The organism is Paenibacillus oceani, from assembly GCF_014705615.1.
Lineage (GTDB): Bacteria > Bacillota > Bacilli > Paenibacillales > NBRC-103111 > Paenibacillus_AB > Paenibacillus_AB oceani.
Genome location: NZ_JACXJA010000001.1, coordinates 13,762 through 27,301, shown reverse-complemented (window position 1 = coordinate 27,301; position 13,540 = coordinate 13,762). Strand labels below are relative to the sequence as shown.

The 13,540-nt window shown below is 55.5% G+C and carries 10 protein-coding genes; 6 read left to right on the top strand and 4 right to left on the bottom strand.

What is annotated here, in order from left to right; all coding sequences use genetic code 11:
• Positions 1-108 precede the first annotated feature (108 nt).
• Both IDH45_RS00120 and IDH45_RS00115 read right to left on the bottom strand, forming a co-directional pair.
• A complete protein-coding gene (locus tag IDH45_RS00120) occupies positions 109-915 on the bottom strand; it encodes a hypothetical protein (RefSeq protein WP_190923525.1) in 807 nt (268 codons plus the stop codon).
• A 17-nt stretch (positions 916-932) separates the two neighbouring features.
• A complete protein-coding gene (locus IDH45_RS00115) occupies positions 933-2,912 on the bottom strand; it encodes a M1 family metallopeptidase (protein WP_190923523.1) in 1,980 nt (659 codons plus the stop codon).
• 176 nt (positions 2,913-3,088) lie between these two features.
• On the opposite strand from IDH45_RS00115, the gene IDH45_RS00110 reads away from it, so the two are divergent.
• Complete coding sequence (locus IDH45_RS00110; RefSeq protein ID WP_190923522.1) at positions 3,089-3,583, top strand: YwhD family protein; 495 nt, start codon at positions 3,089-3,091, stop codon at positions 3,581-3,583.
• Positions 3,584-3,868: 285 nt separating this feature from the next.
• On the opposite strand, the gene IDH45_RS00105 is transcribed toward IDH45_RS00110, so the two are convergent.
• Entirely contained in the window at positions 3,869-5,962 is a 2,094-nt protein-coding gene (locus tag IDH45_RS00105) for a transglycosylase domain-containing protein (RefSeq protein ID WP_190923520.1), read from the bottom strand.
• 280 nt (positions 5,963-6,242) lie between these two features.
• Here IDH45_RS00105 and speE point away from each other — a divergent pair, with 280 nt between their 5' ends.
• The 3 genes from speE to argS all read left to right on the top strand — a co-directional run bounded on the left by speE (position 6,243) and on the right by argS (position 9,385).
• Positions 6,243-7,073 (top strand): polyamine aminopropyltransferase, encoded by an 831-nt coding sequence (speE, locus tag IDH45_RS00100; RefSeq protein ID WP_190923518.1) that lies wholly within the window; start codon positions 6,243-6,245, stop codon positions 7,071-7,073.
• A gap of 228 nt (positions 7,074-7,301) precedes the next feature.
• Entirely contained in the window at positions 7,302-7,715 is a 414-nt protein-coding gene (locus tag IDH45_RS00095; RefSeq protein ID WP_190923516.1) for a DUF1934 domain-containing protein, read from the top strand.
• The gene (argS, locus tag IDH45_RS00090; RefSeq protein ID WP_190923514.1) at positions 7,712-9,385 is read left to right on the top strand and encodes an arginine--tRNA ligase; all 1,674 of its coding nucleotides are present in this window, start codon (positions 7,712-7,714) and stop codon (positions 9,383-9,385) included. Before IDH45_RS00095 ends, argS begins: the two co-directional genes overlap by 4 nt.
• Positions 9,386-9,427: 42 nt before the next feature.
• Here argS and IDH45_RS00085 read toward each other — a convergent pair whose 3' ends face one another.
• Complete coding sequence (locus IDH45_RS00085; protein WP_223836261.1) at positions 9,428-10,588, bottom strand: S8 family peptidase; 1,161 nt, start codon at positions 10,586-10,588, stop codon at positions 9,428-9,430.
• Between the two features lie 455 nt (positions 10,589-11,043).
• Here IDH45_RS00085 and rpoE point away from each other — a divergent pair, with 455 nt between their 5' ends.
• Together rpoE and IDH45_RS00075 are read left to right on the top strand one after the other, a co-directional pair.
• Complete coding sequence (rpoE, locus tag IDH45_RS00080; protein ID WP_190923512.1) at positions 11,044-11,619, top strand: DNA-directed RNA polymerase subunit delta; 576 nt, start codon at positions 11,044-11,046, stop codon at positions 11,617-11,619.
• Between the two features lie 210 nt (positions 11,620-11,829).
• The gene (locus IDH45_RS00075; protein WP_190923510.1) at positions 11,830-13,446 is read left to right on the top strand and encodes a CTP synthase; all 1,617 of its coding nucleotides are present in this window, start codon (positions 11,830-11,832) and stop codon (positions 13,444-13,446) included.
• The last annotated feature ends 94 nt before the right edge of the window (positions 13,447-13,540 follow it).

Sequence of the window (13,540 nt, the reverse complement as noted above, 5' to 3'; positions counted from 1 at the left end):
AAAATCGAAATTTCGAATCCCAACGGCACAGAAAAAACCCTTTTCTGCGGAAGAAAAGGGGAACGGTGGAAGTCTCGCCTTGCTTGCAAATGCGGGAGCCTTACTCCGTCAGTCGGCATAGATGCGGTACTGGGAAGCGATCGTCCATAGCTTGAACACCATATCGGTGATATGGAGCAGCTGCTGTACGATCAGGGCGGTCAGCCCCGCCCAGATCAGGGAAGCCGATAAGGCGGCGGCCGTAAACGCCCCGGACAGCGCGAGCAACAGGCAGGCCAGCAGCACGATGGCCGGCAGCTTGCGGACGAACAGGCCGAGTGACGATCCGAGTCCGCTTTCCGTCGTCCGGCCGAACTGGACGAACATGAAGAGAAGGCGGATCAGAAACCCGAATGCGGCATAGCCCGCTGCCCAGGGCAGCAGCGCAAGCGAGAGGGAAGCGTAATCGGCGTGCTGGGCGAACGCTTTCTTGACCACCGGGAACAGCCAATATACGGGAGCCAGCGTTATCGCCATTTGCAAGACGTAGTAGAGGAAGAACGAACCGCTGAGCCGCTTGATGCCCTGCAAAAAGCGGTAGCCGGCATTCAGATGCGGATTCGCCAGAGAGTAGTAGACGCCCGCGTTCAGAACCGGTGTCAACAGCATCCGCGCCGCCGCAACTCCGACCAGCAGCCAGATGTACGGATGACTGATGTCGGTTTTCATAAGCCGGAATTGACTTTCGGCCAGGAACAGCTGCGAAGCGGCGGCAGACAGATGCTCGCCCGGGTACCGGTGCATCAGCGGAACGACGACCGATTTGACCAGCATCAGCAGCAGGAAGCCCCAGGTGAAATGATAAAGCCACAAGACGAGCAGGAGGAAGGATTGCGACAACGTATCTTTAAAGCCGTTCTTCATATAACGCATCATAGGCGGCAGTCACCTCCTCACCAGGCGAGCCCGTTCAACAAGATCTCGATCCATTTCGCGATTCCGATCGTCAGGCGCGCTTTCCATGTATCGTCGACATTCACTTGCATGAAGTTATTAATCCGCTTATGCTCGAGGATCATCGTCATCTGCGGATCGATCGCCGCCCATTCGAGAGGGGCTTCGCTCGTAATCGTATACAGCACCTGAGGGTCCCGTCCGTCCCACACTTTCTCCACATCGGACCCGTCCGTGAAATGGAAGCGGACCGGCACGTCCATATAATGGCCGCCATTTTTTTTGATTAGGACGGCGGTTTCGTAGACGGTTTTGCCGTCCTGCTTCATCGGCCGCATCTGCACATGCTCGATGGAATAATCGGTCATGCCGCCACCATACACGAACTGATCGAAGTATTCGGCCCAGCTCGTTTTTGTTACGCTTTCGAGAACGGCCTGGAAATCGCTTGTCGTCGGATGTTTGAACTTCCAGCGGTCAAAATACGTTTTCATTACCCGCAGCATCGTCTTCTGGCCGATCTGCTTCTCGATTCCGGCAAGCACGAGCTTGGCTCGCGTATAAACGTTCTCGGCGTAGCGGCTATGTCCCCCGTATTGCCAGGAAGCCAGCTTCAGCGGCTCCGGCGAGGTCATATAACTCGATTCGATGGCAAAGTTCGGCTGCACTCCGTACTCGCTCATCATGATGAGATCTTCTGCGTAGGATGTAAAGCCTTCATCGAGCCACGCTTCCTCGAATTCGTTACTCGCCACCATGCCGTACCAATACTGATGGCCGATCTCATGGACGATCACCCGCTCCAGCTCGAAGCTGTCCGTATCTCCGGACGCTTCCCAGCCGGTGACCAGCGTCGGATATTCCATACCGCCCGCACCGTTGCCTCCCGGAGGCGGAATCACGATGGACAGCGTGGAGTAGGGGTATGTGCCGAACCATTCGCTGTATTTGGCGAGCGAGCGCTTGGCCGCATAGATGTACCGGTCTTTCAGCCCTTGGTGCGCGGGATCGAGGTACAGCTTGATTTTGACGCCGGGCACGTTGGGCGCCGAGAACGGTTCCTCGTAATATATAAAGTTCGGGGAAGCGGCCCAGGCGAAGTCATGAACGTCGTCCGCATAAAACTGATACGTCTTCTTCGTGCCGTCGTCCGAGGCGGGCTTGGTCGGAAACCCGGTAGCCGCCACCGTATAATTGGTAGGAACCTGGATGCGGACGTTATACATGCCGAAGTCGGAGTAAAACTCGGAGTTGCCGTGGTACTGATGGGTGTTCCAGCCTTCCTCTTCGCGTCCGCGCGTACCTTTCGGCTCGTAGACGGCGACTTTCGGAAACCATTGCCCGGCCATGACGAAATCGCCGACATACCCCATGCGGGCGAACACGTAAGGAAGCTTGACCGAGAAACGAATTTTGATCGTCGTCTCCGCGCCCGGATTGACCGGCTGGGGCAGGCGGATTTTCATCAGCGTTTGGTCCTGCTTGTTGCCGTCGTCCGGCTGGATGAACTGCATCGAGCGCATCAGATCGACGCCGTCTTCCGTTTGAATCGATTCAAGGCTCATGTGGCCGAAGCTGTCTTCCTTCATCTGATCGTTCCGCAGTTTGCCTCCCGATTCGCGCAGAAACGTCGACTTTTTGGATTGAAACGCGTTCGGATACAGATGGAAAACCAGCTCGCTGACCGGCTTCGACCCCGGATTTTTCCAAGTAAGCGACTGGGCGCCGGCCAGCGTCTTCTGCTCCGTGTCGAGCTGCACCGAGATATGATACTCCACGATGCGTTTGCTGAGCGGCTTCGGAGTATCGTTCACGGCGGGGGCCGGCGGCTCCAGCGCTTGTGCCGGCGGTTCGTTCAGGGCGGACATCGATGCGGGGGACTCGGGGCGTTCCGCGAACTGGGCGATCGTAATCGTCCCGGCGATCAGCAGGATCAGGAGCAGCCATAAGGTGTTGCGTTTGGACAGGCGGTTGATCATAAACGATTCTCACCCCGTTGACAAGCATCTACAGCATGTATATGTTTGCATTTGCCGGATTATTAGCTAAAATAAATGAAAGGTACGAATTTTTAGCGATATAATCTGAAGGTCCGCATTGTAGAGGGCTTCGATAAGAAGTCTTACTTAGGGGTCTTATATGGAAGGTGATAGCCATGGAAACAGGTGAAAAAGGGAAAAAGCTCGCGCTGAACGTGGTGAGCAATAAAGAGCATAAAGGATTCGGCGCCGGCGCGCTCGACCTGTCCAATCTGTCCAGCATCATTATTGATGGGGAAGATGCATACATCGACCTGGGTGCCATTCATGCGAAAAGCAAAGTGGAGCGCGGGATCAAATTTTCGATGAATAAGGACGACACGCCGAATGGCCGCAAGTGCTGGATCGTATGGGTATACGTGGGGCGCAGCGAGGAAGGACCGTTTTATGCCGGAGTCACGGCATGCGAGATGCTTGTCGATACCGAAGCGCGCAGAGGGTGGAAGATTCTTGCCGATCACGTAAATAAAATGGATTACGCCCTGAAGCAGCGCATCATTCTCGACGGGTTGAGCGATGGCGAGAAGGCGGCGCTGAAGCGCGTATTAGCCGAGCATAACGCCGAGTGGTGGGAACGTTCGGGAGAAGCGCTCAAGCAAGGGCTTGCCTGATTCCGGGCGGCCCAAAAAGATTTGTGTCGATTGTGTGTCAGCCGTTGTGAGATTTGGGCTTCTCGGTTAAACTAATTGGAGTATATTTGCACAATATACTAGGACAGCAAAAAGGCAGACGATTTTCGTCTGCCTTTTTGTATTGGTGTCCGGCGGATGCGGAGCGGGAAAGAGGGCGATGCACCGAGGAAATCCCGCTTCGCCGCTGCCGGCGCGGCTGCAACTGCGGCCGGCAACTTTCCCATCCGGAAGCCGGGACGCTCCTGTCACTCCCTCCTGTATCATTCAGTCGTTCCACCAGCGCTTCAGGTCGTCCCACCACGATCTGCCCGTTTTCTTTGGCGTATCCTTGCCGCCGTCGCTCGGCACGGCCGTTCCTTGATCGGAGCAGTATTCGGTCGGTTCCGTCCCTTTGACGAATACTTCGATCCGGGGATTCGGGCATTTGTCGGTAGCCAGCTTCCCGGAAGCCGGATCGATGTAGACGCTCGTAACATTGTCTGGCATCGGGAACAGCTTCGGCGGCACCGCCTCGAGCGCGTGCTCGGTAAAGTCGGCGAAGATTGGCGCCGCCTTGTAGGACTCCACGGCGCTGATCGTGCGATCGCGGTCGTAGCCGACCCAGACGGCGGTGGCGAGCTCCGGTGTAAAGCCGACCATCCAGGCGTCGGTGTTCGTCGTCCCGGTTTTGCCGGCAACAGGGCGCTTGATCTGTTCGGCGACCCGGCTCGCCGTAGCTCCGGGGTCGAATACGCTCTTCATTAGATTCGTCAGCACATAGGCGTATTCGGGCCCAACCACTTTTTCTTTTTTTGGCTTCGACTCATATAGAAGCTTTCCTGTGGCCGATTCGATTCGCGTGATCACCGTCGGTTCGACCCGCACGCCCTGATTGGCGAGAACCGCAAAGGCGGACGCCATCTCCAGCGGGCTTACCGGAAACGTTCCGAGCGCGAGCGAAGGAAGCGCCTCCAGCCTGCTTGTAATCCCGAGCTTGCGGGCGGTCTCGATGACTTTGTCCGCTCCCACCTGCTGAATCGTATGGACCGCGTAGATGTTGTCCGACTTGGCGATCGCTTCCCGCAAATCGATCAGGCCGTTCGGGTATTTATTGTTGAAATTGTTCGGCGTATACGTTTGGCGCCCGTTATCGTATTCGAATACGGTCGGCTCGCTTTTGAACTGGCTGACGGCCGTGACCGTTTTTTGCTGAAGCGCGGTTAAATAAACGAAAGGCTTGAAGGCCGACCCCGGCTGGCGGCTTGTAGAGACGGCACGGTTGAACTGATTGTCTCCGTACAGCTTCCCGCCGACCATGGCCCGGACGTAACCGGTACGAGGGTCGACTGCCACTAGAGCCGCCTGCAGTTCATCTTCATCGGGCAACGCCCTGGTCACTGCTTCCTCCGCCGTTTTCTGCATATCGAGATCCAGCGTCGTATAGATGCGGATGCCGCCTTCGTCGAATTCCCGTTCGTCGATCCCGAGCCGGTCGATCGCTACCCTGCGCACATAATCGCGGAAGTAAGGCGCCTGGACGACTGCCGCTTTTTTTCCGGACGGCTGGTAGACGAGTTCCTCCCGCTTGGCTTCCTCCGCTTCCTTGGACGTAATGAAGCCTTGGCTGGCCATCTCCGTCAAGATCAGTTCCTGCCGCTCCTTGGCTTTATCCCGGTCGAAGAAAGGCGAGTAGTAGCGGGGACCTTTGGGCACCCCTGCGATCATCGTGCTTTCCGCAAGCGTCAGCTCCCCTACATTTTTGCCGAAAAACAGCTTGGCGGCGGCCTGGACACCATAGGCGGAATTGCCGTAGTAGGTGGCGTCGTTCAGATACATCTCCATAATCTGATCTTTGCTCAGCTGCATCTCAAGCTGCACCGCATACATCGCTTCTTTTATTTTCCGCGACCAGGTCCGGTCCTGGGTTAAATACAGGTTGCGGGCGAGCTGCTGCGTCAGCGTGCTGGCCCCTTGCACGCGGTCCATATGCTGAAAGTTGACAACGACCGCCCGCGCGATTCCCCTGACGTCGAGTCCGATATGATCGTAAAACCGTTTATCTTCTATTGCCAGCGTTGCATCTATTAAATGTTTCGGTATGCCCGAAAGCGGCACGAATTCCCGATTTTTGCCGGACTGGAACGAACTGATCAGGTTGCCGTGCATGTCGTACATTTGGGAAGACAAGGCGAACGTGCCTACGGGAAGGGCTTGGGAACGCAGATAAAGCGCAAGTACAACGAGGCACGCCAGTCCGATCAGAGCGCAGCTGAACAGAAACGTCACCGCTTTGCGGAAACGTCCCTTTCGCGGGCGGCGGCCCGGTTTCGGCTCTACGCGGGCGGCGCGGCTTTGTTTGCGGCTGACGCTTTCCTCCATGGCGATCCCTCTTTCCTCATTGCTGCCTGATGAATTAATCGGTGCTGGTTTACTTTGGAAACCGATAGTCTTACTAGTATGGAAAAAGTTGAGCCCAGCTATTCATCATTAGAAGAAAGAAATGATCGGCCTTCCTGAATTTACTTGGAAGAAGTCCATTTCATTCAACCTACATAGTTGCATTTTTGCGCCGATTTACTATAATACAGACTGGTGCGATTTCATTTTTGGCCGCGGTCAAGTATAATCAACTTTATTAACTGGAAAGAGGGATGCCCCAATGGAATTGTGGTACACGGAGAAGCAGACCGAGCAATTCGGCATAACGGCTAAAATTAAAGAAACGCTGGTCACGGAAAAGACCGATTTCCAAGACTTGGCGATGATCGATACGGTAGAGTGGGGCCGAATGCTTGTGCTGGACGGTATGGTCATGACGACTGTGCGCGACGAGTTCGTGTACCATGAGATGGTGGCGCATCCCGCGCTGTACACTCACCCGAACCCGAAGCATGTGCTCGTAGTCGGTGGCGGAGACGGCGGCGTCATTCGCGAGGTGCTGAAGCACCCGCAGGTGGAGAAAGCGGTATTGGTCGAAATCGACGGTAAAGTCATCGAGTATTCCAAAAAGTATTTGCCCGAAATCGCAGGCGAACTGGACAACCCCCGGGTGCAGGTCATCGTCAACGACGGCTATATGCACATCCATGATCATAAAAATACGTACGACGTTATTATGGTAGACTCGACGGAACCGGTAGGTCCGGCGGTCGAATTGTTCTCCCGCGGCTTTTATCAAGGCATCTACGAAGCGCTGAAGGAAGACGGCATCTTCGTCGCCCAGACGGACAATCCTTGGTTCAAGGCGGACCTGATCCGCACCGTACACCGCGACGTAAGTGAAATATTCCCGATCGTGCGCGTATACGGGGCGAACATTCCAACGTATCCGAGCGGGCTGTGGACGTTTACGATGGGAAGCAAAACCTACGATCCGCTGCAAGTGGACGAGGCGAGCATTCCGGAGATCGATACGAAATATTACTCCCCGCGGCTTCATAAAGCGGCGTTTGCGCTGCCTAAGTTCGTTGAGGATCTGGTTCGCGGATAATGCCAAAAGTAACGGGAAGAGATGAGGGGAACCCTTCGTCTCTTTTTTTGCTTCCCAGGGACGGATTGAAATTCCGGCGGCCGTCATATACACTAAGAACGGTTAAGGAACAATTGGGAGGCTGTCGATTCCATGTGGACAACCAAGTGGAAAGGGAAAAGATTTCTGGCGAGTTTTCAATGAATCGACAGCCTCTATTGGAATACATAGGCGGGAGCGAACGGAAACATGAAACGGACGGTCCGGATCCGCATCGAAAGCAGACAAGCGGGGCAAAGCCATGTCCAGGAAACGGCTGGCGAGCTTTATCATAAGCAGGAATCGTACTACTTGCGCTATAGGGAGCCGGACTCGGAATCAGGGAAGACGACGGCGACGGTCAAGTGGGACGACAAGCAGGTCAAGGTTTTTCGTCACGGGGACGTTCAGTCCGACCTGACGTTTATTTCCGGTACCCGAACCGCAGGCTACTACGAGCTGCCACAGGGCCGGATGGAGATGGAATGCTTCACGCACGGTATCGAGCGTAAGCTCGACCGAGGATTGGGCACCTTGTCCTGGAGCTACGATTTGTACGCGAACGGCGTACATGCCGGGCGAATCCGGCTGAGGGTAGTCATTGAGGAGGAACAAGCGGAATGAGCACTATCGAACGGATCGAACGTTTATTGAAGGAAACGATTACGCTGGCGGCAGCGGAGGCGGGAATTGCCGGGCCGGCTGAGCTTCCGGCCATCGGGCTGGAAGTGCCGAAGGAGAAGGCGCACGGGGATTTGTCAACCAATATCGCGATGCAGCTGAGCCGGGTGGCGAAGCAAAATCCGCGGCAAATCGCCGAGCGGCTGATCGCCTGTCTCGATACAAAGAAGGCGTACATCGCCAAGGTCGAGATTGCGGGTCCGGGTTTTATTAATTTCTTCATGGATAAAAGCTACTTGTATGAAGTGATTCCGGAAGTGCTGGCGGCGGACGCCGATTACGGACGCGTGAATACGGGCGGGGGCCAAAAGGTGCAGGTTGAGTTCGTCAGCGCCAATCCGACCGGAAGCCTTCATCTCGGTCATGCCAGGGGAGCCGCGATCGGGGACGCCCTGTGCAACGTGCTGAATTTCGCGGGCTACCAGGTCAGCCGGGAGTATTACATCAACGACGCGGGCAACCAGGTGGACAACCTGGCCAAGTCGATCGAGGCGCGTTATTTGCAGGCGCTTGGGCGGGAAGCGGACATGCCGGAGGACGGCTACTACGGCGAAGATATCAAAGGGTTTGCCCAGGAGCTGAAGGAGCAGGAGGGCGACAAGCTGCTGGAGCTGTCCAAAGCGGAGCGGCTTGCTTATTTCAAGTCGTACGGGCTTGGCAAAGAGCTCGACAAAATCAAACGCGACCTGGCCAGATTCCGCGTTTCCTTCGACGAATGGTATAGCGAAACGTCGTTGTACACGGACGGGAAAATCGGGCCGGTGCTGGAGCAGCTTCGGACCGGTGGCCACATCTTCGAAGAGGAAGGCGCCACCTGGCTTCGAACGACCCCGCTCGGCGATGACAAAGACCGGGTGCTAGTGAAAAATGATGGAAGCTACACGTACCTTACGCCGGATATCGCGTATCATCGCACGAAGTACGACCGCGGCTACGACGAGATGATCAATATATGGGGAGCCGACCATCACGGATACATCCCCCGCGTGAAGGCGGCTATGGCCGCGCTCGGCTACGATCCGACAAAGCTGACGGTATTGATCGCCCAGATGGTCAGCTTGTACCAGAACGGCGAGAAGGTCAAAATGTCCAAGCGGACCGGCAAGGCGGTCACGATGCAGGACCTGATGGACGAGGTCGGCGTCGACGCGATCCGTTACTTCTTTACGATGCGCAGCAACGATTCCCACCTCGATTTCGATATGGATCTTGCGATCTCCAAATCGAACGAGAATCCGGTGTTTTACGTCCAATACGCACACGCCCGGATCTGCAGCATCTTCCGGCAGGCGGAGGAGCAGGGCGTCGCCCTGCAGCCTCTCGATACGATCGACTGGTCGGTCCTGCAGTCGGAAGCGGAGTTCGATCTGCTGCGCAAGATGGGAGAACTGCCCGCCGAGATTGCCGAAGCCGCAGCCCAATATGCGCCGCATCGGCTGATCCGGTACGTGTACGAGCTGTCTTCCGAATTCCATAGCTACTACAAGGCGGAGCGGGTCATCACCGAGAATGCCGATCTGACGCAAGCCCGGCTCGCGTTGCTGGCTGCCCTTCGCGTCGTCATCCGCAACGTGCTCTCGATGGTCGGCGTTTCGGCGCCCGCCTCGATGTAAGCGGGACGCGGAGAACAGGCGGGGTGCGTCTGCCCCCGCCTGTTAAGTTCCCAGATGCCGGAGCGCCCGCATGGCATCGACCTCGCCAGCCCGGATGCCGGATCGGGATTTAAGCCCGGTTACCGGATTCGACGTTTTTTGCAGCAGCGACTTGATGTCCCCGGGGGTTAGCTCCGGCCGGATCGTCAGCATAAGCGCGATGACGCCGGAAATGTGCGAGGTAGCCATGGACGTGCCGCTCAGCTCCATATATTTATGCTGCAGCCAGGTCGATTTGATTTTATCGCCGGGTGCGTAGATGTCTATCGATCGTCCTTTATTGCTGAACGAGGCAATCTTTCGGTTAGGCGCCGTAGCTCCTACGGAGATGACCTGAGAGAATCGGGCGGGATAATCGATGGAGGACTGCTTGCCTTCGTTGCCGGAGGAGGCGACGATGACGATACCCAGCTTATGGGCGTTGCGCACGGCGTCGTGCAGCGATTTGCTGCGGTTTTTCATACCGAAGCTCATGTTGATGATATGCATCCGGTTATGAACGCACCAGTCGATGCCCATCACGATGTCGGAGACGTAGGCGGTTCCGTTGTTATCGAACGCTTTGACCGGATGGATCATCGCGAGAGGAGCGACGCCGAGTATTCCCGATGAGCGGTTGGATGCGGCGATCGTCCCCGATATATGCGTGCCGTGGCCGTTGTCGTCGGTCGGCAGCAAGGAGCGGTTCAGCAGGTTGATCCCCCGCGAGATGCGGCCCCGCAAGTCGGGATGGGAATAATCGATGCCGGTATCGACGACGCCGATCCGGATTCGGCTGCCGCGCGTTTCCTTCCAGGCTTCCGGCGCCTTGATCTGCTTGACGCCCCATGGAATGGAGTTGCCGGCCTGGCGGAGCAGCACCGGCTGCTGCGGGTGCCGGATGCGGGCGGCGTGGACGCGAATCGGGATATCCTCTTCAATAAGCCGGATGCTCGGGTGTTGGAGCGGAGGGAAACCGGATTTCATCGTACAGCAAATCGCATGAATGATTTTCATCGGACGGATCACCGATTTTACGGGGAACAGCTCGCCGGCTTCTTCGAAAGCGGCCATAAACCGGGTGTAGGCCGATCTCGTTTTGAAGTGGATGATATGGCGTTTCTCCGCTACCCGGGACGATCCGATCGCTTCGTGCAGCATATGCAGCAGCGCCGATTCGCTCAAGTGAATTCCCTCCCCTGCAGCTGAAGTCGTTTACGCGATTATCATATGAACCTGTACCATATGCCCGCATGAGATGAGCGCCTTTTTTCGCGAAAGTTAGGCAGACGGTTGTGTCAACGGATCGGCGGGCTCATAGTATGAATAGAGGGCGCGTAGGGCTCTCTTGTCGTATGCAAGGTGGTGAACGGTCGTTCATCGTCCATGCGGATACAGTCTCAGCGGAAGTCGACGAGTTCGGCTTCCGTTTTTTTTGCGGGTGGATTTTGCCGGCTGTTTGCCGGATACGAATCCTTCTTCTTGCCGGATGCGCCGGTAGTTGCATTTTTGTATAAAATAGGTTTTACTTAATGAAGATAATGGGCATTTTAGAGAAGTGAACGTCGCTTGCGGCCGGCAGGGCGAGCAAGTATACGAATCGGTTGTCATCAGACCATGTTGGAAGGGAAGTGCTGGCCATGAGCAGCCAATATACGCTGAAGATCAATGCGGAACAAGCCAAAGAGATGCCGATGGTCGATCTCGCATTTGAAGTGTTGAAAGCATCCAAGAACCCGTACTATTATCGGGACCTGATGCAGGAAATCGCAAAAATCAAAGGTTTGACCGATGAAGAAGTGATGCAAGTGATTGCGCAGTTATATACGGAGATTAATATAGACGGAAGGTTTGCATGCGTCGGCACGAACCTGTGGGGACTGAAGCGCTGGTATCCGGTCGAGAAATCCGAGGACGGCGTCAATACCTCCAAACATCCGCGCATTATTAACGACGACGATGACGACGACTACTTCACCGAGGAGGAGGAAGCCGAAGAAGAGTACGAGTCGTATGAAGGCGAAGACGAGTTCAGCGGGGAAGAGGAAGAAGACTTCTACCAGGACGAGGAAACGATCGACGACGCTGAGATTGAAGAAGTAGAAGGCGAAATCGAAGAGATTGACGAGGAAGCCGAGGAAGAAGACGACTTCGAAGAAGACGAAGAGGCCGCAGAGGCTGAAGACGACGAAGAAGACGATGACGACAAGAAATAAGGGGCTGGAAAGGGCGGACTTGCGATCGCCGTCCGCCCGCCAAGTTCCCTTGACAGTCACCCGGCGACCGGGTAAACTATGTTTTGGGCTGTAGATTTACAATTCGGCAACGAATCCGACAAAGTGCCCCGTTCGCGGGAGTCACTTTTATTTTTTTTGCCCGACAAGCCGGGCGGACTTGTTTTCAGACTTGAACGGAGGTTTACAAACGTGACCAAGTATATTTTCGTAACAGGCGGCGTCGTTTCTTCGCTCGGTAAAGGCATTACCGCTGCGTCCTTGGGAAGATTGCTCAAAAACCGGGGGCTGAAGGTAACCATTCAGAAGTTCGATCCGTATATCAACGTCGATCCGGGAACGATGAGCCCGTACCAGCACGGTGAAGTTTTCGTAACCGACGACGGTGCGGAGACCGATCTGGACCTCGGCCACTATGAGCGGTTTATCGATATTAATTTGTCCAAGACGAGCAACGTAACGACAGGAAAAATCTATTCATCGGTCATTACGAAAGAGCGCCGCGGCGAATATTTGGGCGGAACCGTTCAGGTTATCCCTCATATTACGAACGAAATCAAGGATCGCGTATTCCGTGCGGGACGGGAGACGCAATCGGATATCGTCATCACGGAAATCGGCGGTACGGTCGGGGATATCGAAAGCTTGCCGTTCCTGGAGGCGATCCGTCAAATCAAGAGTGACATCGGCCGCGAGAACGTCATGTACATTCACGTTACGCTGATTCCTTACCTGAAGGCTGCAGGAGAAGTGAAAACGAAGCCGACCCAGCACAGCGTCAAGGAACTGCGCAGCATCGGTATTCAGCCGCAGGTCATCGTATGCCGGACGGAGTATCCGCTCGCCGAAGAGATGAAGCGGAAGCTGGCTTTGTTCTGCGACATCGATTCGGATGCGGTGATCGAGTGCCAGGATGCGGACACGCTGTACGAAGTGCCGATGATTTTGCGGGAGCAAGGGCTTGACGATATCGTCGTTAAGCATCTGAAGCTCGACGCGTTCCGCAATCCTCCTGACATGACCGAGTGGGAGCGGCTCGTAGCTAAAGTCAAATCGCTTCGCAACCGGACGGAGATCGCTATCGTAGGCAAATACGTAGCGCTTCACGACGCTTATTTGAGCATTGTCGAAGCTTTGGGTCATGCCGGCATCGACTGCGACACCGACGTTAAAATTCGCTGGGTCAACGCTGAGGAAATTTACGATCATAATGTGGCCGAGCTGCTTAGCGGCGTTCACGGCATTCTCGTACCGGGTGGGTTTGGAGACCGGGGGATCGAAGGCAAAATATCGGCGATCCGGTATGCTCGCGAAAATCGCGTTCCGTTTTTCGGCATCTGCCTCGGCATGCAGGTTGCTGTCGTCGAATACGCACGGTCCGTCGCCAACCTGGAAGGGGCGAACAGCTCGGAGATTCATCCGACTACGCCGTATCCGGTCATCGATCTTCTGCCGGAACAGAAAGATATCGAGGATCTGGGGGGCACGATGCGGCTTGGGCTGTACCCTTGCAAAATCGCCGAAGGCTCGCTGGCTATGCGATGCTACGAAGACGAGCTCGTATATGAGCGTCATCGGCACCGGTATGAGTTCAACAACGAATATCGCGAGTTGCTGGAGTCGGCCGGCTTGAAAATATCGGGCACTTCCCCGGACGGACGACTGGTGGAGGTCGTGGAGCTGCCGGATCATCCGTGGTTTTTGGCGGTGCAATTCCATCCGGAGTTTACGTCCAGACCGAACCGTCCGCAGCCGCTGTTCAAACATTTTGTGAGAGCTTCGATGGAGCTGGCGGTCCAAACGGACTGAAACAATAACTTTTTTTGTAAAACCTGACAACTTTCTTTGGAATCCAGCAGGAATCCGAAGAACCGCAGCGAATGAGTAATTAGTAATGAGACGG